At 38.4% G+C, this 20,302-nt stretch carries 21 protein-coding genes; 19 read left to right on the top strand and 2 right to left on the bottom strand.

Annotation, left to right across the window (positions count from 1 at the left end):
- Nucleotides 1–145: 145 nt before the first annotated feature.
- Complete coding sequence (gene dnaA, locus F4694_RS14390) at nucleotides 146–1,492, bottom strand: chromosomal replication initiator protein DnaA (RefSeq protein WP_179598992.1); 1,347 nt, start codon at nucleotides 1,490–1,492, stop codon at nucleotides 146–148.
- A gap of 704 nt (nucleotides 1,493–2,196) precedes the next feature.
- Between dnaA and rpmH the strand changes: the two genes are divergently transcribed.
- The 11 genes from rpmH (at nucleotide 2,197) to F4694_RS14335 (ending at nucleotide 12,423) form a co-directional block, all read left to right on the top strand.
- Nucleotides 2,197–2,331 (top strand): 50S ribosomal protein L34, encoded by a 135-nt coding sequence (gene rpmH / locus F4694_RS14385; RefSeq protein ID WP_063255153.1) that lies wholly within the window; start codon nucleotides 2,197–2,199, stop codon nucleotides 2,329–2,331.
- Between the two features lie 66 nt (nucleotides 2,332–2,397).
- Complete coding sequence (gene rnpA, locus F4694_RS14380) at nucleotides 2,398–2,742, top strand: ribonuclease P protein component (protein ID WP_179598990.1); 345 nt, start codon at nucleotides 2,398–2,400, stop codon at nucleotides 2,740–2,742.
- Between the two features lie 148 nt (nucleotides 2,743–2,890).
- Nucleotides 2,891–3,667, top strand: a complete 777-nt coding sequence (spoIIIJ, locus tag F4694_RS14375) for a YidC family membrane integrase SpoIIIJ (RefSeq protein WP_179598988.1) — start codon at nucleotides 2,891–2,893, stop codon at nucleotides 3,665–3,667.
- Entirely contained in the window at nucleotides 3,664–4,284 is a 621-nt protein-coding gene (gene jag, locus F4694_RS14370; RefSeq protein WP_179598986.1) for an RNA-binding cell elongation regulator Jag/EloR, read from the top strand. The genes spoIIIJ and jag overlap by 4 nt, the downstream gene beginning before the upstream one ends.
- A 276-nt stretch (nucleotides 4,285–4,560) precedes the next feature.
- On the top strand, nucleotides 4,561–5,946 hold the full coding sequence (gene mnmE / locus F4694_RS14365; RefSeq protein ID WP_179598984.1) for a tRNA uridine-5-carboxymethylaminomethyl(34) synthesis GTPase MnmE: 1,386 nt from the start codon (nucleotides 4,561–4,563) through the stop codon (nucleotides 5,944–5,946).
- 30 nt (nucleotides 5,947–5,976) lie between these two features.
- Nucleotides 5,977–7,866, top strand: a complete 1,890-nt coding sequence (gene mnmG / locus F4694_RS14360) for a tRNA uridine-5-carboxymethylaminomethyl(34) synthesis enzyme MnmG (protein WP_179598982.1) — start codon at nucleotides 5,977–5,979, stop codon at nucleotides 7,864–7,866.
- A 27-nt stretch (nucleotides 7,867–7,893) separates the two neighbouring features.
- Nucleotides 7,894–8,610: a 16S rRNA (guanine(527)-N(7))-methyltransferase RsmG gene (rsmG, locus tag F4694_RS14355; protein WP_179598980.1), complete on the top strand. Its 717-nt coding sequence runs from the start codon at nucleotides 7,894–7,896 to the stop codon at nucleotides 8,608–8,610.
- A gap of 100 nt (nucleotides 8,611–8,710) precedes the next feature.
- Nucleotides 8,711–9,607, top strand: coding sequence for a nucleoid occlusion protein (noc, locus tag F4694_RS14350; protein ID WP_179598978.1), 897 nt, complete (start codon nucleotides 8,711–8,713; stop codon nucleotides 9,605–9,607).
- 273 nt (nucleotides 9,608–9,880) lie between these two features.
- On the top strand, nucleotides 9,881–10,642 hold the full coding sequence (locus F4694_RS14345; protein WP_179598976.1) for a ParA family protein: 762 nt from the start codon (nucleotides 9,881–9,883) through the stop codon (nucleotides 10,640–10,642).
- Nucleotides 10,635–11,492: a ParB/RepB/Spo0J family partition protein gene (locus tag F4694_RS14340; RefSeq protein WP_179598974.1), complete on the top strand. Its 858-nt coding sequence runs from the start codon at nucleotides 10,635–10,637 to the stop codon at nucleotides 11,490–11,492. Before F4694_RS14345 ends, F4694_RS14340 begins: the two co-directional genes overlap by 8 nt.
- A gap of 202 nt (nucleotides 11,493–11,694) precedes the next feature.
- Nucleotides 11,695–12,423: a DUF554 domain-containing protein gene (locus F4694_RS14335; protein WP_179598972.1), complete on the top strand. Its 729-nt coding sequence runs from the start codon at nucleotides 11,695–11,697 to the stop codon at nucleotides 12,421–12,423.
- Between the two features lie 57 nt (nucleotides 12,424–12,480).
- Here F4694_RS14335 and yyaC read toward each other — a convergent pair whose 3' ends face one another.
- On the bottom strand, nucleotides 12,481–13,098 hold the full coding sequence (yyaC, locus tag F4694_RS14330; protein WP_179598970.1) for a spore protease YyaC: 618 nt from the start codon (nucleotides 13,096–13,098) through the stop codon (nucleotides 12,481–12,483).
- Between the two features lie 320 nt (nucleotides 13,099–13,418).
- On the opposite strand from yyaC, the gene F4694_RS14325 reads away from it, so the two are divergent.
- The 8 genes from F4694_RS14325 (at nucleotide 13,419) to F4694_RS14290 (ending at nucleotide 20,290) form a co-directional block, all read left to right on the top strand.
- Nucleotides 13,419–14,303 carry a mechanosensitive ion channel family protein gene (locus F4694_RS14325; protein WP_179598968.1) on the top strand — a complete coding sequence of 295 codons (885 nt, stop codon included), beginning with the start codon at nucleotides 13,419–13,421 and terminating at the stop codon, nucleotides 14,301–14,303.
- A gap of 15 nt (nucleotides 14,304–14,318) precedes the next feature.
- A complete protein-coding gene (locus F4694_RS14320) occupies nucleotides 14,319–14,516 on the top strand; it encodes a DUF951 domain-containing protein (protein WP_045519309.1) in 198 nt (65 codons plus the stop codon).
- A 71-nt stretch (nucleotides 14,517–14,587) separates the two neighbouring features.
- Nucleotides 14,588–16,585 carry a molybdopterin-dependent oxidoreductase gene (locus tag F4694_RS14315; RefSeq protein ID WP_179598966.1) on the top strand — a complete coding sequence of 666 codons (1,998 nt, stop codon included), beginning with the start codon at nucleotides 14,588–14,590 and terminating at the stop codon, nucleotides 16,583–16,585.
- A gap of 177 nt (nucleotides 16,586–16,762) precedes the next feature.
- Nucleotides 16,763–17,863: a redox-regulated ATPase YchF gene (ychF, locus tag F4694_RS14310; protein WP_179598964.1), complete on the top strand. Its 1,101-nt coding sequence runs from the start codon at nucleotides 16,763–16,765 to the stop codon at nucleotides 17,861–17,863.
- Nucleotides 17,864–18,036: 173 nt separating this feature from the next.
- Complete coding sequence (gene rpsF / locus F4694_RS14305; protein WP_063255172.1) at nucleotides 18,037–18,324, top strand: 30S ribosomal protein S6; 288 nt, start codon at nucleotides 18,037–18,039, stop codon at nucleotides 18,322–18,324.
- Nucleotides 18,325–18,390: 66 nt separating this feature from the next.
- Nucleotides 18,391–18,924, top strand: a complete 534-nt coding sequence (ssb, locus tag F4694_RS14300; protein WP_179598962.1) for a single-stranded DNA-binding protein — start codon at nucleotides 18,391–18,393, stop codon at nucleotides 18,922–18,924.
- A gap of 48 nt (nucleotides 18,925–18,972) precedes the next feature.
- Entirely contained in the window at nucleotides 18,973–19,215 is a 243-nt protein-coding gene (gene rpsR / locus F4694_RS14295; protein WP_063255175.1) for a 30S ribosomal protein S18, read from the top strand.
- 130 nt (nucleotides 19,216–19,345) lie between these two features.
- Nucleotides 19,346–20,290 (top strand): YybS family protein, encoded by a 945-nt coding sequence (locus F4694_RS14290; RefSeq protein ID WP_179598960.1) that lies wholly within the window; start codon nucleotides 19,346–19,348, stop codon nucleotides 20,288–20,290.
- Nucleotides 20,291–20,302: the final 12 nt, after the last annotated feature.

Below are 20,302 nucleotides of genomic sequence, written 5' to 3'. Positions count from 1 at the left end.
AATAATAAGTTTTTTAAATAAAAAAACAGTAGAAGTACTAGTAGGTCCTGTTAGTATGTGGATAACTTATTTTTTACAATGGAAACACAGTCTATCCACATGTGGACAGACTGTGCATAAACTAGTCCAAGTTATTCACATTTTTTTAAACTCTCAACAACTCATTTAGCTCTTTCATTTGTTTTTGCAGCTGAAGATCGGTTTGCAAAAGCTTGGAAATCTTTTCATGAGCATGGATGACCGTGGTATGATCACGACCTCCAAATTCTTCTCCTATCTTTGGTAATGAATAATCGGTTAATTCCCTTGATAGGTACATCGCAATTTGTCTTGGAAAGGCTACTGATTTTGTTCTCTTTTTCGCTTTAAAATCTTCAAGTTTTACACTAAAGTGTTCACCGACCGTTCTCTGGATATCAAGAATAGTGATTACTTTAGGTTTTGAGCTAGGAATGATATCCTTTAACGCTTCCGAAGCTAAATCGGCATTAATATCTTTATTGATTAAGGAAGAATAGGCCACCACGCGGATCAATGCTCCCTCAAGCTCTCTGATATTTGTATCAATTTGGTTAGCGATATAGAGCATAACCTCATTTGGTATATCTAATCCTTCAGCCTTAGCCTTTTTCCGAAGAATCGCAATTCGTGTTTCTAAATCTGGAGGAGTAATATCTGTGATTAATCCCCATTCAAAACGTGAACGCAGTCGGTCTTCAAGTGTTGGAATTTCCCTAGGTGGACGGTCACTTGAAATAACGATTTGTTTGCTTTCCTCATGAAGAGTATTAAAAGTATGGAAAAATTCCTCTTGCGTTGATTCTTTTCCAGCTAAGAATTGAATATCATCAATTAGTAACACATCAACGTTTCGATACTTATTGCGGAATTCGACAGCTTTATTGTCACGAATAGAATTAATAAATTCATTCGTAAATTTCTCTGAAGACAAATAAACTACCTTTGCGTTCGGTTTATGCTCTAAAACGTAATGACCAATTGCGTGCATTAAGTGTGTTTTGCCTAAACCAACGCCCCCATAAATAAATAAGGGATTGTATGCTTTTGCGGGTGCCTCCGCTACAGCAAGGGATGCTGCGTGCGCAAATCGGTTGCCCGAACCAATAACAAACGTATCAAAAAGATACTTTGGGTTTAAAATATTTTGTGGAAAATCATGCTGATCATCCTCTTTTTTTGCCTTTTTAGCTGGCAATAGCAAGTCTGGGTCTTCCTCTTTTTGATTTTGCGGAATAATGAACTTAACAGATAGCTCTTCTCCAGTAATTTCATACAGGATTCCAGCAATTAACTGAGAGTAACGCTCCTCGAGCCAATCACGTGCAAATTCATTTGGAGCAGTAATCACAAGTAGATTGCCTTGAAGGGAATGGGCCTTTGTGGACTTCAGCCAGGTGTCATAACTAGGCTTGCTAATCTTTTTCTCAATATTGGCTAAAGCAGCATTCCAAAGATCCGCAATATTCTCCAACGGTTGTCCCTCCTTTATTATCTATCTATTATTCAAATGCATTTTGCAGGTTCGTTTCTGTCTAAACTCCATATATAGAGATATTTTTTCACAAAGAGTTGTGAAGTATCCGTAAATCGCAACCCCATAACAATTGGGCAATAGTTCCGTGAAAAAACAATGTTATACAAGCTGTACAACCTACTAATTTATAAATATACGAAACAATGGTTGTGGAAAAACATAATATAGGAAATAATGTGGAGTTTCGACAATATCCACCGCTTGTGGACAAGGTTCTGCAGTATGCTAGAATAACTTGTCCACACCTTATCCACAATTTGTGGATAACATATTTTAGAGACGAAGTTATTCAGAGTGAAAACACAAATATAATATCAGATAAAAGTCAGGTGTGCAATGCCTTTTCACTGTTTATCCACAACTGTAACAAGATGTGATTAAAACTTGTCCACAAGTAGTGGTTCCTGTGCAAAAACTGTCAATATCTTGTGAAACCTCGAAAAAAAAGTCGAAAAAAATATCCACAGGTAAATTTTTAAAAAGAAGATCGCTTTAAAAATCTTTGGTGACTAAAATGGATCTTGGCTTAAAAAGATTTGGAACTGGGGAACAATATTTTAAGGGTGGTTGACAATATGGGGGTCCGTCTTTATAATAAATTAGACTGTCTGTAACAGCTATTCCTCAGGGAGGTGTCATATATGAAAAGAACATATCAACCAAATAAACGTAAACATAGTAAAGTTCACGGTTTCCGTAGTCGTATGAGCAGTGCAAACGGACGTAAAGTTCTAGCACGCCGTCGCCAAAAAGGAAGAAAAGTATTATCAGCTTAGGCCACTGAAACATCAGTGGTCTTTTTTCTAATAAAATCTTTCTAATGTAGATGGAAGGTGTTTTCTATGAAGAAAGAATTACGCGTAAAGAAGAATAAAGAATTTCAAGAGGCATTTCAAAAGGGACAATCCTTTGCTAACCGGCAGTTTGTTGTCTATAGCCTGCCGAAAGAGGGTCAAGAGGATTTTCGAATCGGACTTTCAGTCAGCAAAAAGGTAGGAAATGCTGTAACGAGAAATCAAATAAAACGATACATAAGACAAGCTGTTTTCGAACTATCAGATCAAATTGTTCCAGGGAATGATTACGTGATTATTGCTAGAAAACCTGCAGCTGATATGGACTTTTTTGAAGTGAAAAAAAGTTTAACCCACGTCTTTAAGGTTGGAAAGGTTTTCAAGAGAAGGTAGTCAGCTAAAATAATGTTGTATTCATTATAAAATTAAGAGGTAAATTATTCTAAAAGATGGTAAAATACCATTTGAATATCACACTTGTTATTTTATAAAAAATTTTAATATTAAATAGAATATAAATTGTTCAAGGAGGAAAATTCGGTTGAAAAAACGAATATTACTTTTGCTTGGCATCGTTTCTGTATTTTTGTTATTAGCTGGTTGTACAGAAATTAATAAGCCAATAAATGCTGAAAGTACAGGTTTTTGGAACGAGTACATAGTCTATCCGCTGTCCTGGGTGATTGTGAAAGGTGCAGAAATACTTGGTGGAAGCTTTGGGTTATCACTTATTGTGGTTACGATACTGATTCGATTAGCGATTTTGCCGCTAATGATAAAGCAGACAAGAAGCTCGAAAGCAATGCAGGCGCTGCAGCCAGAAATGAAGGCGCTTCGAGAAAAATACAGCTCTAAGGATCAGAAGACACAGCAGAAATTACAGCAAGAAACAATGGCTCTTTTTCAAAAGCACGGAGTAAATCCGATGGCGGGATGTTTTCCATTAATCGTCCAAATGCCTATTCTAATTGGTTTTTATCATGCAATATCAAGAACAAGAGAAATTGCTGATCATAGTTTCCTTTGGTTTGATCTTGGGGACAAGGATCCTTTTTACATCTTGCCAATTATTGCGGGTATCACTACATTTATTCAGCAAAAATTGATGATGGCTGGTCAAGAGCATAATCCGCAAATGGCGATGATGCTTTGGATGATGCCAATTATGATTGTCATTTTTGCTTTTAATTTCCCAGCAGCCCTTTCCTTGTATTGGGTAGTCGGAAATCTTTTCATGATTGTTCAAACCTATTTCATTAAAGGACCGGACTTGAGAAAAGTGCAAGAATCCGGTAAAGCGGGAGGAGCAAAAAAGTGAAACAAGTAACTGCTACCGGACAAACAGTCGAAGAAGCAGTGGAATCAGCTTTAGCTCAGTTAAATACAACAAAAGACCGCACAGATGTAGCTATAATTGATGAAGGTAAAAAGGGCATTTTTGGGATTTTCGGTTCACGCCCTGCTGTTGTTAAGGTTACTGTCATCATTGATCCAATTGAAGAAGCTAAGAAATTTCTTCTTCAGGTTAGTGAACAAATGGGAGCCCCTATCGATATCGAAACGAGACGAGATGGAAAACAAATTCTATTTGTTATGACTGGTGAAAAGATCGCTCTTTTAATTGGAAAAAGAGGACAAACGTTAAATTCACTGCAATATTTAACACAGCTAATCATTAATCGTTTTTCTAATCAATACTTAACGGTTATTTTGGATGCGGAAGATTACCGAAATCGAAGAAATGATACGCTGATCCAGTTAGCTCATCGTCTTGCCCTAAAGGCCGTAAAAACTGGCAAGGATGTTGCCTTGGAACCAATGCCTTCTTACGAGCGTAAAGTCATTCACACAGCATTATCCGACAATAAACGCGTTAAAACCTTTTCAGATGGTTCAGATCCACACAGGCATATCGTTATTTCACCAGTTAAATAAAATGAGTATAGACATCCTGTTTGCAGGATGTCTTTTTTTTGTTGTCATTTTTAAGTCTAAAATGCACATGTTTATAACAATTATATGAAATCTCTTGTTTTATTGTTATTCACATGTGGATAAGTTAAAATAATAGGTAGACATTTTTCGGGTTGTGGATAAATTATCGCTGAGATTTCTGGTTTTTCAGAGAAGAACAGATGTGGTATTCTAATAATTTGGAGTAAAAATATTTCATTTTTATATAGATTAATTTTATAAAGAGTGGTGAAAGTAATGGAATTTGATACGATAGCTGCCATATCGACACCGATGGGTGAGGGAGCAATTGCAATTGTACGGTTGAGTGGCGATGATTCCATTAAAATCGCGGATCAAATTTTTCGAGGCATCGGCGGTAAAAGGTTAACAGAGGTTTCAACCCATACGATTCATTATGGCCATTTAATTGATCCAAGGACGGAGCAAGTAATTGAGGAAGTAATGGTATCGATTATGAAGGGACCAAAAACTTTTACAAAGGAAGATGTAGTAGAAATAAATTGTCACGGCGGAATTGTTTCTGTTAATCGTGTCTTGCAGCATGTACTGGCCTATGGGGCTAGACTAGCTGAGCCAGGTGAATTTACAAAACGGGCATTTTTAAATGGCCGGATTGATTTATCTCAAGCAGAAGCAGTAATGGATTTAATCAGAGCCAAAACGGATCGTGCAATGAATGTGGCTTTAGGACAAATGGAAGGTCGGTTATCAAAGTTAATCAGGGGCTTGCGTCAGGAAATTTTAGAAATACTTGCGCATGTCGAAGTAAATATAGATTATCCCGAATATGACGATGTTGAAGAAATGACACATAATATGTTGTTAGAAAAGGCTATTTATGTTCGAGATGAATTAAAAAAACTACTGCAAACCTCTCAGCAAGGAAAAATATTGCGTGAAGGTCTTTCTACAGTAATCGTTGGCCGCCCAAACGTCGGAAAATCTTCGTTATTAAATAGTCTGGTTCAAGAGAATAAAGCAATTGTCACTGACATTCCTGGGACAACCCGTGATGTCATTGAGGAGTATGTCAATGTTCGCGGCGTACCACTTAGACTACTAGATACTGCGGGTATAAGAGAAACGGAAGATATTGTTGAACGAATTGGAGTAGAAAAATCTAGACAGGTATTAAAAGAAGCAGATCTAATATTGTTGGTATTAAATTACGGTGACCAATTTACAAAAGAGGATGAAAATCTCTTTGAAGCGGTTAAAGGGATGGATGTTATCGTCATCGTCAATAAGACAGACCTCACGCAGAAAATTGATATGGAACGTGTAAAGGAGCTGGCAAGAGAGCACAAAATCGTAACCACCTCATTATTGGAGGATCGCGGTGTTGATGAGCTCGAAGAAGCTATATCATCCTTGTTCTTTGAAGGGTCCATTGAAGCTGGAGATATGACGTATCTATCTAACAGCCGCCACATTGCTCTGATCGGACAAAGTTTGCACACAATAGAAGAAGCGATTAATGGAGTAGAAATAGGAACTCCCATTGATATCGTACAAATAGATATAACAAGAACATGGGAATTGCTCGGGGAAGTCATCGGTGATAGTGTACACGAAAGTTTAATCGATCAGTTATTTTCACAGTTCTGTCTAGGAAAGTAATAGAAGTAGTATTGAAAGAGGAGGAAAGAGATGTCATACGAAGCAGGTAATTTTGACGTTGTGGTCATTGGGGCTGGTCATGCAGGCTGTGAGGCAGGCCTCGCGGCGGCACGTATGGGTGCAAAAACACTAATGATCACCATTAATCTCGATATGGTGGCCTTTATGCCATGTAATCCATCTATTGGCGGACCGGCAAAAGGAATTGTTGTCCGGGAAATAGATGCACTTGGCGGCGAAATGGGCAGAAATATTGATAAAACATATATTCAAATGAGAATGTTGAATACGGGGAAGGGTCCCGCAGTGCGTGCTTTGCGTGCCCAAGCAGATAAAGTTGACTACCAGTACGAAATGAAAAGAACAATAGAAGAAACACCAAACCTTACACTCCTTCAAGGAATGGTTGAAAGACTAATCGTTGAGGATGGGGTCTGTGTTGGGGTAATTACAAAAACCGGTGCGATTTACCGTGCCAAAACAGTTGTAATCACGACTGGTACCTATCTTCGTGGAGAAATCATCCTCGGAGAATTGAAATATTCAAGCGGTCCAAATAACCAACAGCCATCGATTAAGTTATCGGAACATTTAGAGGAACTTGGATTTGAATTGGTTCGTTTTAAGACAGGTACCCCGCCTCGGGTTAATAGCCATACGATTGATTACAGTAAAACGGAGATTCAGCCCGGGGATGAAGTTCCAAGAGCGTTCTCATATGAAACAACTAAGTATATTACTGACCAGCTTCCATGCTGGTTGACGTATACAAATGAGCAAACACATACATTAATTGATCAGAACCTTCATCGTTCACCGATGTATTCAGGAATGATTAAAGGAACAGGTCCGCGTTACTGTCCATCTATCGAAGATAAAGTGGTCCGTTTCAACGATAAGCCGCGTCACCAAATCTTCCTCGAGCCTGAAGGCAGAAAAACACAGGAAGTTTATGTACAAGGCTTATCGACAAGTTTACCGGAAGATGTTCAGCAGCAAATCCTTAAAACCATTCCAGGTTTAGAAAATGTTCAAATGATGAGATCTGGATATGCGATTGAGTACGATGCGATTAACCCAACTCAACTTTGGCCGACACTTGAAACAAAGGTAGTTAAAAATCTCTTTACTGCTGGTCAAATTAATGGAACCTCAGGATATGAGGAAGCAGCGGGACAAGGGATTATGGCAGGAATCAATGCCGGTTTAAGTGCACTTGGAAAAGATCCTTTAATACTAAGTCGTTCAGATGCCTATATTGGTGTATTAATAGATGATTTAATTACAAAAGGAACAAATGAACCATATCGTCTGCTAACATCCAGAGCAGAATATCGTCTTTTGTTACGCCATGATAATGCAGACTTACGGTTGACGGAGATTGGTTATTCGATTGGTCTAATACCTGAAGAACGTTATCAAAGATTTTTAGCTAAAAAAGCTGCGGTAGAAGCAGAAAAAGAAAGGCTTTCATCCATTAGAATAAGACCTTCCACTGAAGTTCAGGAGCTTATTCGAAGCATTGGCGGTAGTGAGCTTAAGGATGGAATTCTTGCGGCTGATTTATTGAAGCGACCTGAAATGAACTACGAACACATCGAAAGACTAGCACCAAGCGATGTGGAGTTAGACCAGGATATAAAAGAGCAGGTTGAAATCCAAGTTAAATATGACGGTTATATTGAAAAGTCACTTCAGCAGGTTGAACGTTTAAAGAAGATGGAGAATAAGAAAATTCCTGAAAACATCGACTATGATGCGATATCAAGTCTTGCAACGGAAGCAAAGCAAAAGCTAAAACAAATCAAACCCTTATCACTTGCCCAAGCTTCTAGAATCTCTGGTGTAAATCCATCCGATATATCGATTCTTCTTGTATATTTGGAACAAGGAAAAGTGTCTAGAACAAGTAATTCATAATTTTTACAAAAAGAGGAAGTTTTGCTGATGAATATCGAACAATTTAAAGCCATGCTTCTTGAGAAGGGGATTGCCCTTAGTGATGAGCAGCTAAATCAATTTGATCAATATTTCCACACCTTAGTGGAGTGGAATGAAAAAATGAACCTAACTGCCATCACTGATCAAGAGGATGTCTACTTAAAACATTTCTATGATTCCATATCTGCTGCCTTTTACTTTGATTTCACGCAGCCTCTACGTCTATGTGATGTAGGTGCAGGTGCGGGGTTTCCAAGCATTCCTTTAAAAATTGCTTTTCCTCATTTGGAGGTAACCATCGTGGATTCATTAAATAAGCGAATTTCCTTTTTAAATCATTTAGCAAATGTATTAAAATTGGAAAACGTTCATTTCATTCACGACCGCGCTGAGACCTTCGGTGTAAATCCAGCACATCGGGAGTCATATGACCTCGTAACAGCAAGGGCAGTAGCAAGAATGTCTGTGCTCAGCGAGCTTTGCCTTCCTCTTGTAAAAGTAGGAGGACATTTTATTGCCATGAAGGCTGCACATGCAAACGATGAGTTAACAGTGGGTCAAAAGGCAATTACGACTCTTGGAGGAAGATTAGAGCAAATGCATACTTTCACGTTACCAATGGAAGAAAGTGAAAGAAATATACTTGTGATTAAAAAGGAAAAACAAACGCCGAAAAAATATCCACGAAAGCCAGGGACACCTGGTAAAATGCCAATCGAATAGAGAAGGATATTTTTGTATAAATAAAACTGCAGGTTTGGCAGGAAGTAAACTGTATAATAGAGAATAAGTAATAGGGAGTTTCGTAAAGGTGGTGTTGGGGATGAAGAATTCGTTTTCACGCTTTTTTGGCCTCGGCGAAAAGGGAGATCAAAAGGTTGAGTTAGAAAAAGAGCTTGAAAAAGAGCTGGAACAAGAGCTAGAACAAGAACTAGATGTTGAAAAAAATGAGGAAATTAAAAAGATTCCGATTGAAAGTATTGTTCCTAACCGCTTTCAGCCTCGAACCGTATTCGACGATGAAAAAATAGAGGAGTTATCACGAACAATCCATACACACGGAATCATTCAGCCAATTGTGGTCCGACAGTTTGATGGAAATTATGAAATTATTGCCGGAGAGCGCCGCTGGCGTGCAATGAAGAAGCTGGGCTGGGAAGAAGCACCAGCTATCATAAAAAATTATTCCGATAGAGAAACAGCCTCTGTGGCATTAATTGAGAATTTGCAACGGGAAGAGCTTTCTCCGATTGAAGAGGCTATCGCCTATGGTAAGCTGCTCGAGCTGCATAACTTAACGCAAGAAGCTCTTGCTCAGCGTCTTGGAAAAGGTCAATCGACAGTGGCTAATAAGCTCCGGCTTTTAAAGCTGCCTCAGCCTATCCAAGAATCCTTGCTAAATAAAGAAATAACTGAACGGCATGCCCGTGCACTTATTCCACTTAAAAATCCAGAGAAACAAGTATTACTTTTACAGGATATTATTGAAAGAAATCTTAATGTAAAGCAAACAGAGGATCGAGTTGCCCGGCTGCTAGAAGAAAAGAATCAAAAACCGAAACCAAAAAGAAAAGCCTTCAGTAAGGATATGAGAATTGCTGTAAATACCATAAGGCAATCGTTAACGATGGTATCAGATAACGGTATCAATCTCGACTCACATGAAGAAGAATTCGAAGAGTACTATCAATTTACAATAAAAATCCCAAAGAAAAAATAAAATATTTACAAAATGGAACCAGACTATAAGCAGTTTGGTTTTTATTTTTGCATTTTAATCGGGATAGATTTATTTGTGACTGTAAAATAATGGTACTTATTAATTTGAATCGTTATGATTATTTTATGAAAACAAATAACAATAAATCAGATTCATGTTAAAATAAATAGCATGGAAATTATAATTTACTAGTTAAGCCTGCGAAAATGATAGGTTAACTAGTTGATATGACTAGAATTTAAGTACTTTATTTGAAACAAGGTAGGTGACATCGTGGGCAAAACTATTGCAATCGCGAATCAAAAAGGCGGAGTTGGAAAGACAACTACCTCTGTCAATCTAGGCGCCTGCTTAGCATACATTGGGAAAAAGGTTTTATTAGTAGACATTGATCCACAAGGGAATGCTACGAGCGGAATTGGTATCGAAAAGGCAGATGTAGCACAGTGTATATATGATGTTTTAGTAGACGATGTGGAAGCAAAGGATGTTATTAAACCAACATCTGTTGAAAATTTATATGCGATTCCGGCTACTATACAGCTTGCAGGAGCGGAGATTGAGCTTGTTCCTACTATCTCAAGGGAAGTCCGTTTAAAGCGTGCACTTGAAGAAGTGAAGGACCAATTTGATTATATTATTATCGATTGTCCGCCTTCATTAGGATTGTTAACGCTCAACTCCTTAACAGCTTCTGATTCTGTGTTAATCCCAGTTCAGTGTGAATATTATGCTCTCGAAGGTTTAAGTCAGTTATTAAATACTGTAAGACTAGTACAAAAACACTTAAACCAAGACTTGAAAATAGAAGGTGTGCTATTAACGATGCTCGACGCCAGAACGAATTTAGGCATTCAAGTAATCGAGGAAGTAAAAAAGTATTTTCAGGATAAAGTATATAAAACCATAATTCCAAGGAATGTACGTCTAAGTGAGGCTCCAAGCCATGGCGAACCAATTATTACGTATGATTCAAAGTCACGAGGGGCAGAAGTTTATTTAGATCTAGCAAAGGAAGTGGTCTCAAATGGCTAAGGGTCTAGGAAAAAAGGGCATAAATGCATTTTTCACAAATATCGAAGCCGGTAAGGAAGAGACTGTCCAAGAGATAAGTTTAAAAGATTTGCGTCCAAACCCTTACCAGCCAAGGAAAACCTTCCAACAAGAGGCCATTGATGAATTAAAAGAATCTATTTTAGAACACGGGATTCTTCAGCCTCTTGTCGTTCGAAAAAGTATTAAAGGTTATGAAATTGTCGTGGGAGAAAGACGTTTCCGGGCAGCAAAGGAAGCAAAACTTGCCTCTGTCCCAGCTGTAGTAAGAGAGTTAACCGAACAGCAAATGATGGAATTAGCAGTTTTAGAAAACCTGCAGCGTGAAGACTTGAACCCCATTGAAGAGGGACAAGCCTACCAAACGTTAATGGAAAAGTTAAAATTCACCCAGGAAGAAGTAGCAAAGCGTTTAGGGAAAAGCCGACCGCATGTTGCAAATCATATCAGGCTGCTCTCTCTGCCTGCAAAGATTCAAGAGCTGATTTCAGATGGGAAAATCTCGATGGGTCATGGTCGCGCACTTTTGGGACTGCGTCAAAAGGCGAAGCTGCCAGCGTTAGTAGATAAGATCATTCAGGAGTCATTAAATGTTCGTCAATTGGAAAAAATAATTCAAAATCTTAATGAAAATGTTCCACGTGAAACAAAAAAGCCTGAAAAGAAAAAGGATGTGTTTATCCAGGAACGGGAACACTCCCTTCGAGAACGATTTGGAACGACTGTAAACATTAAGCAGACGAAAAATAAAGGCAAGATAGAAATAGAATTTTTCTCCAAAGAGGATTTAGAACGTATTTTAGAAATGCTGGGTCAAGAAGAATCACTTTAAACCATCGCTGGATGGTTTATTTTTTTTACAAATGGCTGTGTTAATGGATACTGGTGATTTTAGAACCTGTTGATTGGAGCGCAAAACAACTGCCTGCCTAGTTTAACAGAGCCTTATAAAAAAATAACTTTCCAACTCTATTAAAAAGTGATAGTTTAATACTATTATTAATTTCGAGTTTCGAAGAATAGGTGAAGAGCAGATGTTTTTACTAGGGACACTTGTAAACGGATTATTAATTATCATTGGTACACTGATTGGAAAGCTTTTAAACAGAATTCCAGAAAGTATGAAAACTACAGTTATGTATGCAATCGGATTATCAGTGATTGTATTAGGACTGCAGATGGGTTTAAAAAGCGAGAATTTTCTGATTGTGATTATAAGTTTAGTTATGGGCGCTGTTTTTGGAGAACTCATGCAATTGGAGGAAAAGCTCAATCAACTTGGACTTTGGCTCGAAAAGAAAATTGGTTCTAGCAAAATAGGTTCAAATGGAAAAGGAAGTATTGCAGAAGGTTTTGTTACTGCAACCTTGATCTTTGTCATTGGGGCTATGGCAATTATAGGGGCACTTGATAGTGGAATACGCGGTGATCATGACGTCTTGTATACGAAAGGGCTCATTGACGGCTTCACGTCGATTATATTAACAACTACCCTTGGAGTGGGTGTTATCTTTTCGGCTATTCCAGTCATGCTCTATCAGGGGTTAATTGCCTTATTCGCCACCCAAATTAACACCTTTATTCCCCAGGTATTGATGGATCAATTTATTGTGGAAATGACTGCTACAGGCGGTGTCATGATTTTTGCTATTGGGCTTAATCTAACAGGATTAGTAAAAATAAAGGTAGCAAACCTCCTCCCTGCTATTGTTGTAACAGGATTAATCGTAACCGTTCTCTATTTATATCGTTTATTTTTGTAAAATTTTACAAATATAACAATAGTAATAAGAGCAGCTAGGCTGATCCCGGCTGCTCTTTTAATTGGTCTTTTTTTGCTCCTCTTGAATCAATTCCTGCAGCCTTCCTTTGGAATGGAGAATACTTGCTTGATAAATCCCATTTGCAATGGTCTTTGCCATTTTCATTACCAAATTTAATCGGGTATTTTGTAAGACAAAAAACTCCATAAAGCCACTCACATTGACAATCCCCGTAATGTGGATATCACCGACTGCAGGAAGCTCTTTGTTCACACCAGCCCCAGGTTTAACAGGCCCATTACCCACCTGAATCACCCCAACATTTTTCATTCGTCCTAAACACGCATCGATACCAATAATGTAGGGATCCTGATGTTTTACTGCTATTTCCTTTAACCGTTCACCCAAATTGACGGCATGAATGGGTTCATCTAATGTACCATAAACATGAAAAGAAGGTACGTCCTTCTCCTCTAAAAATGATCCAACAAGTGGTCCTAATGAATCTCCGGTTGAGCGGTCTGTTCCGATACAAACAAAAACGATAGGACGTTGAGATGCCCGTGGCAGGAACTTAAGCAATTCCATGGCTAAATTTTCAACAGCTTGAAAATCATCATGGGGTATCCGCCCAGTATTGGCCCTCCTATCAAAGAAATTAGGTTTTAGATTCATAAGTACACTCCTTAATTGTGACCAATTTTTCCCGCTTTTCTTTTAAGTGTTGTCTAGCTCCAGCGCCTAGGGGCTCGGGTCATAAGCCAATCCGTCAAGAATGTTAAAGAACAACCTTCATGCGGGCTCGACTAGACTCACGCCCCTGGTCAAGGCGCCTCCGCTTTTCTAACAGTATACGGAATATTAAGAAAATCTATACATGCTGAATAAAAGATATTCCAATGTTGAAAAAAGGAATAAATCACAATACTATAAACTACAAAGAAAACTTGATAAAATAAGATTGATTCAATAGTGTGAGAGGAAAGGATGTTCAAATGACTTCTACAGAAAGAATTATTCAGAGATTTGTTGATAAATTCCAAAATGAAGATACATGGCTGGCTATTGGGGAAGGTTTTCTAAAGATCATTGCGATTATGATTGTGGCAAAGATCTTAATCAAGCTGGGAAGTATGGCCATTGATAATGTTTTTAAGCTAAGAACTCGTTCGCCGCTTAAAACCTCAGAACGAAGAGAAGAAACATTAGCAAAGCTTCTTGATAATGTTCTTACATATGTGGTTTATTTTATTGCATTTATGATGATTCTCTCAGTCTTAACCATTGATGTAAAAGCATTGATTGCAGGTGCAGGGGTTGTCGGCCTGGCTGTTGGTTTTGGAGCTCAGAGTCTCGTAAAAGATGTAATAAGTGGTTTCTTTATTATTTTTGAAGATCAATTTTCAGTCGGAGATCATATTCGAATAGATCAGTTTGAAGGAACCGTTCAAGCTATTGGTTTACGGACAACAAAGTTAAAAAGTTGGACAGGAGAAGTTCACATTTTGCCGAATGGCAGTATCATTCAGGTCACGAATTTCTCTTTAAATAACAGCCTTGCGATAATTGATATATCGGTTGCATATCAGGAGGATATTGAAAAAACGCAAAATATCATCAGGGATTTACTTGAAACAATGCCGGATAAATACGAAGCATTAATAAAGGCACCAGAGCTTCTAGGGATTCAAACCTTAGGACCATCAGAGATTGTTTTACGAATCGTTGCTGAAACATTACCTATGAAGCATGCGGGTGTTTCTCGGGATATTAAGAGAGATATCAAACAATGTCTAGATGAGCATGGAATTGAAATTCCATATCCACGTATGGTCATGTACTCAAAGAATTCTGGAAATATCAATGAACCTAGTATTTAAAAGGAGAGGTATTGAATGGAAGAAAAAGAGTTTGGGTTAAATGATGTCGTTGAAATGAAAAAGCAGCATCCATGCGGGACCAATCGCTGGAAAATTATCCGGATGGGAATGGACATTCGAATCAAATGTGAAGGCTGCGAACATAGTGTAATGATCCCTAGACGGGAATTCTCAAGGAAAATGAAGAAAATATTGGTGAAGCATGAACAGTAGTTTATGCTTCTTTTTTTTGGTTAACTGTATTATTCTAGTTAAAAAGTAGAGATCGTTTTGGGGGTGGAGTAGTGGCAAGTATTGTGAAATCGGCATGTCCGTTGAATTGCTGGGACAGCTGTGGTTTTCAAGTTACGGTAGAGAACGATAAAGTAATAAAAGTTGAAGGTGACCCTTCCCACCCCATTACCAAGGGGAAAATTTGCGGCAGGGGCAGAATGCTCGAAACAAGGACGAATTCACCTGAACGGATTCTTTATCCTTTAAAAAAGGTGAATGGGAAATTTGAGCAAATTTCATGGGACCAAGCTCTTGATGAAATTGCCTTAGAGTTGAGGGAAATAAAAGAAAAATATGGTTCCACGGCTGTCCTCCATAGTCATGATTATGCGAACAATGGGATACTTAAAAATTTAGATCAACGGTTTTTTAATGCGTATGGCGGGGTAACAGAGCTTTATGGTTCACTCTGTTGGGGAGCTGGGATTGAGGCACAAAAATGGGACTTTGGCGATGCGTACGGTCATGCACCGGAGGATGTTTTGAATAGTAAAAACATTGTTGTTTGGGGAAGAAATGTAGCGCGGACGAATATGCATTTTTATGAAAAGCTCCTTGAAGCAAAGAAAAAGGGAGCAAAAATTTATGTTATTGATCCACTTTACAATGCGACTGCGAAAGTAGCAGATGAATATATTTCCGTAAAACCTGGAATGGATGGATTACTTGCCGCAGGGATAATAAAGGAAATCCTTCGTTTTGGTCTAGAAGATCGTGAATTTATTGAACTTCATTCATACGGCTTTGAGGATCTAGAGGACCTAATAAAGGGTATAACTTTAGAAAAAATCAGTGAAATGACGGAGGTTTCTATAGAGCTGATCCAGCTATTAGCAAAAGTCTTTGCAGATAAACCTACCTCTACCTTTATGGGGCTAGGTCTCCAGCGGTATAAAAATGGCGGGAATACCATTCGTTTGATTGATGCCCTTATAGCGGTAAGCGGCAATATTGGAATAACTGGCGGTGGTGCTAATTATGCTAACCTGCAAGTTGGCCAAAGTTTTGATGTTTCAAATCTAGCGCTAAGCAGCCGGAAGGAGAAACAGCGACAGTTTTCCATAATGAAGCAGGCGGAAGAAGTGCTTTCGGCAATTGATCCAGAAATAAAAATGATTGTGGTTACCTGTGGAAATCCTTTAACACAGGTCCCTGATTCATCGATTGTAGAAAAGGCGTTTTCATCTGTCTCGAAACTGGTTGTGATTGAGCAATTTATGACAGATACCGCTCAATTAGCAGATTATATTTTGCCAACCACCACTTCTTTTGAGGAAGATGATCTTTATTATTCGTCTATGTACCATCATTATGTTAATTATGGACCGAAACTCGTCTCCGCTCCTGGAGAAGCTAAGTCAGATTTATGGATTTGGACACAGCTTGCTGAAAGACTTGGATTTGGTGAAGATTTTCAGTTCTCAAGAGATCAGTGGCTGGAAATGTATCTTCAGTCATTATCACAAAAAGGGATGTCACTTGATCAACTAAAGGAAAACCATAACCTAGAATTGCCAGTGAAAGGTGTACCATGGGATGATTTTAAGTTTAAAACGCCATCTGGAAAATATGAGTTTACAGCGATAAATAAGGGTATTAAGGGACAGTTGAAATTAGCTGTGCCCGATGAATCAAAATGGAACAATCCAGAGCTGGCTGAAAAATTCCCTTATAATCTATTAACCATTCATCCACTAAGGTCTAACCATTCGCAACACTATCATCTTTTTCCAAAAGCACCTCAGTTAAGGATTGAAGTTGCCGAAAATATTGCGGATGCACATCACCTGAAGGATGGTGAGTTGGTGCGTGTATGGAATAACCGCGGTGAAGTTAAAGGATATCTTTCAATCCTGCCAAAAGCGCATCCTAACACCATTAATATTGATGAAGGAATCTGGAAAAGATTCGGCGGTTCTGTCAATAACCTAACCTCAAGCGGAGAGTCTGATAATGGTCTAGGCAGTACCTTATATGATTGCTTGGTGAATATTGAAAAATTGAACTAAACTGTCGCGGTGAGCGGCAGTTTTTTGATTGTTCAGCACTAGCGCCTGACCATTCGCTTCCGCTTTCCTTATTTCCTTGTCTTTTTCATTAGTTATCTCTATAATTGTGAGAGGCTTTTTAATAATTTTTGGACGATATTTTTTATAAATAGATATTTATCTCGAGGAGTGAATTTTATGGCATTAACAGCTGGAATCGTAGGTTTGCCGAATGTTGGTAAGTCTACATTATTTAATGCAATCACACAGGCTGGGGCTGAATCAGCCAATTACCCATTCTGTACGATTGACCCTAACGTAGGAATTGTAGAGGTACCAGATCACCGCTTAACAAAACTAACGGAACTTGTTCAACCGAAAAAAACAGTTCCAACAGCTTTTGAATTTACCGATATTGCCGGGATTGTAAAAGGTGCGAGTAAAGGTGAAGGATTAGGAAACAAATTCTTATCACATATTCGTCAAGTAGACGCGATTTGCCAGGTTGTCCGCTGTTTTGCAGACGATAACATTACCCACGTATCAGGAAAAGTTGATCCTATTTCCGATATTGAAGTCATTAACTTAGAGTTAATTCTTGCAGACATGGAGTCTGTTGAAAAAAGAATTAGCCGTGTTGAAAAACTTGCTAAGCAAAAAGATAAAGATGCAGCTGCTGAGTTTGAAGTACTCTCCATGCTTCGCGACGCGTTTGAAGCAGAAAAGCCAGCGCGTACGGTTGAATTTACGGAAGAACAATTGAAAATTGCCAAAATGCTTCACCTTTTAACCATTAAGCCTGTTTTATATGTGGCAAACGTAGGTGAGGATGATGTAGCAAATCCAGCCGAAAATGAATATGTTCAAAAAGTACGTGAATTCGCAGCAGCGGATAACGCTGAAGTGATCGTGGTCTGCGCCAAAATCGAGGAAGAAATTGCTGAGCTAGAAGGCGAAGAAAAGCAAATGTTCCTTGAAGAGCTTGGAATTGAGGAATCAGGTCTTGACCAGTTAATTCGTGCAGCTTATAACTTGCTTGGACTAGCTACCTACTTTACTGCAGGTGTTCAGGAAGTTCGTGCCTGGACGTTTAGACACGGCATGAAAGCTCCACAATGTGCTGGTATTATTCACTCAGATTTCGAACGCGGATTTATTCGTGCCGAAACAGTTTCATATGATGACCTATTAGCTGCAGGAAGTTATAATGCAGCTAAGGAAGCTGGAAAAGTACGATTAGAAGGAAAAGAGTATTTAGTAAAAGACGGCGATGTTATTCACTTCCGTTTCAATGTTTAAAATGGCTGGCCTTGCGTTTGCAAGGCTTTTTATATGGAAAGACTTTTAAAAACTAGAAATTGTGAACAACCTTGCTTTTCCTCATTAACTATGATAAAATCTTAACTTGTGAGTAATGAATAATTGCTCCTTGCCCAAAGTTGGGCCGTTTAGACCAAAAGGAGGTGACTGTGATGAATAAGTACGAAATCATGTACATCATCCGCCCAAACATTGAAGACGAAGCGAAAAAGGCTCTTGTAGAGCGTTTCAACGGAATTCTTCTTGAAAACGGTGCGGAAACTGCTGAAACAAAAGATTGGGGTAAGCGTCGTTTAGCTTACGAAATCAACGATTTCCGTGATGGTTATTACGAAATCGTGAAAACTAACTCTTCAGCTGACGCGGTACAAGAATTTTCTCGTCTTGCGAAAATCAGCGAAGATATCATTCGCCATTTAGTAATTAAAGAAGAAGCTTAATATAAATACATTTTGGTTGGATGTTTCACATGAAACATTCTCCTCAAAGAAAAGGAGTTGATTCTGATGATGAATCGTGTCGTGCTTGTTGGCCGTTTAACTAAAGATCCTGATTTGCGTTATACACCAAATGGGGTTCCTGTTGCTACTTTTACTTTAGCAGTTAACCGTCCGTTTTCTAGTCAGGCAGGTGAACGTGAAGCAGACTTTATTAATTGTGTTGTTTGGCGAAAACCAGCTGAAAATGTGGCAAACTTCTTGAAAAAAGGCAGTCTTGCAGGAGTAGATGGCCGCATTCAAACCCGCAACTATGAAGGACAAGATGGTAAGCGTGTTTACGTTACTGAAGTTCAAGCAGAAAGTGTTCAATTTCTTGAACCGAAAAATGCGTCTGGCGGCGGTGGCGGAAGAAGCGACAATGATTACTTCGGTGCTCCTCCTAGGGAACCACAAGGAAATCCTTATGGCGGCGGCAATCAGAATCAACGACAGTATCAAAATAATAACAATAACAATAATAAAGGTTTTACAAAAGTGGATGATGATCCGTTCGCAGGTAACGGTCAGATAGACATCTCCGATGATGATCTACCATTTTAATGAAAACTTTTTATAATCGTTAATCATTTAATAAAGGAGGGAATTTTCATGGCAGGTGGAGGACGTAAAGGCGGACGCGCGAAGCGCCGTAAAGTGTGCTATTTCACAGCAAATGGCATCTCACGCATCGATTATAAAGATGTAGATTTACTTAAAAAATTCATCTCAGAACGTGGAAAGATTTTACCACGTCGTGTAACTGGTACAAGCGCTAAATATCAGCGTAAACTAACTGTTGCAATCAAACGTGCACGTCAAATGGCATTATTACCATTCGTTGCAGGTGAATAAGAATTAGTATGTAAGGCAGCTGGGGGTCTACCCTTGCTGTCTTTTTATTTTATCTTGCAGATTTGTTGAATAGGAGAGCGTAACTGGCTAAAATTAAGAAATAGGCTTTTGAAATAATTGAGGTGAAGTAGTGAAAAATGTACGTAAATTAACAGAAGGCGCAATCCTTTTAGCAGCCTTTGCTGTTTTATTATTACTAACGATTTATGTCCCGTTTCTAGGGATGATTGTGAACTTGTTTTTAGCAGTGCCATTTATGCTCTTTGCATCCAAAAATGATGGGAAAAGTATCGTTGTTTTTATAGTGGCATCCCTTCTCCTATCGTTTATTGTAGGCACGATTATGTCGCTGCCATTAACGCTTGCATATGGGACAACAGGTGTCGTTATCGGCTACTTAATTCAGAAACAGAAGAACATGGGTGTTTTATTCATTACGGGTTCTCTTGTCTTTTTAGTCAACTTAATTATTATTTATGTGGCAAGTATCGTTCTCTTTAAAGTTGATATGATTACTGAAATGATTGAAATGATGCGGGAATCACTCAACGTTTCGGCGGACTTACTAAAGAATTTTGGGAATACACAAGACTCTGAAAAAGTGTTGGAACAATTTAATAATGGATTAAACTTGATTAAGACATTAATTCCCACTCTATTTGTTCTCTCATCTTTTTTGATTGTATTCATTATGCAGCTTATATCCTTTCCCATCATAAAGAGATTTGGCGTTAGGGTTGAAAAATGGAAAAGTTTTAAAGAGATATCACTTCCAAAAAGTATATTATATTACTTTCTACTTACCTTGCTAGTTAATATGTTGATGAATCCAGAAGAGGGCAGCTTTTGGTATATGGCCATTATCAATATGACCTATATTCTTCAATTTTTGATGATCCTGCAAGGGTATACATTTATCTTTTATTATTTCGACAAAAAGGGTTTTTCGAAGGCCATTTCTATTACAATAGCGATTGTCTCTTTTCTCATTCCAATTTTCCTTTATATTGTGGGGATATTAGGTATAATTGATTTAGGCTTTGATTTACGAAAAGGCTTTAGAAAAAAAGAGTGATGACTACTGTTT

It is taken from the genome of Neobacillus driksii (assembly GCF_013409995.1).
In the GTDB taxonomy this organism is placed as follows: domain Bacteria; phylum Bacillota; class Bacilli; order Bacillales; family Cytobacillaceae; genus Neobacillus; species Neobacillus driksii.
This window is presented reverse-complemented; position numbering and strand designations above follow the sequence as displayed.

Coding starts and splice junctions, on each gene's coding strand:
- mnmE (WP_179598984.1), top strand. CDS start 4,561: ATGGAATTTGATACGATAGCTGCCATATCGACACCGATGGGTGAGGGA.
- rsmG (WP_179598980.1), top strand. CDS start 7,894: ATGAATATCGAACAATTTAAAGCCATGCTTCTTGAGAAGGGGATTGCC.
- mnmG (WP_179598982.1), top strand. CDS start 5,977: ATGTCATACGAAGCAGGTAATTTTGACGTTGTGGTCATTGGGGCTGGT.
- rpsR (WP_063255175.1), top strand. CDS start 18,973: ATGGCAGGTGGAGGACGTAAAGGCGGACGCGCGAAGCGCCGTAAAGTG.
- yyaC (WP_179598970.1), bottom strand. CDS start 13,098: ATGAATCTAAAACCTAATTTCTTTGATAGGAGGGCCAATACTGGGCGG.
- rpsF (WP_063255172.1), top strand. CDS start 18,037: ATGAATAAGTACGAAATCATGTACATCATCCGCCCAAACATTGAAGAC.
- rnpA (WP_179598990.1), top strand. CDS start 2,398: ATGAAGAAAGAATTACGCGTAAAGAAGAATAAAGAATTTCAAGAGGCA.
- ssb (WP_179598962.1), top strand. CDS start 18,391: ATGATGAATCGTGTCGTGCTTGTTGGCCGTTTAACTAAAGATCCTGAT.
- ychF (WP_179598964.1), top strand. CDS start 16,763: ATGGCATTAACAGCTGGAATCGTAGGTTTGCCGAATGTTGGTAAGTCT.
- F4694_RS14335 (WP_179598972.1), top strand. CDS start 11,695: ATGTTTTTACTAGGGACACTTGTAAACGGATTATTAATTATCATTGGT.
- F4694_RS14325 (WP_179598968.1), top strand. CDS start 13,419: ATGACTTCTACAGAAAGAATTATTCAGAGATTTGTTGATAAATTCCAA.
- F4694_RS14320 (WP_045519309.1), top strand. CDS start 14,319: ATGGAAGAAAAAGAGTTTGGGTTAAATGATGTCGTTGAAATGAAAAAG.
- F4694_RS14340 (WP_179598974.1), top strand. CDS start 10,635: ATGGCTAAGGGTCTAGGAAAAAAGGGCATAAATGCATTTTTCACAAAT.
- noc (WP_179598978.1), top strand. CDS start 8,711: ATGAAGAATTCGTTTTCACGCTTTTTTGGCCTCGGCGAAAAGGGAGAT.
- rpmH (WP_063255153.1), top strand. CDS start 2,197: ATGAAAAGAACATATCAACCAAATAAACGTAAACATAGTAAAGTTCAC.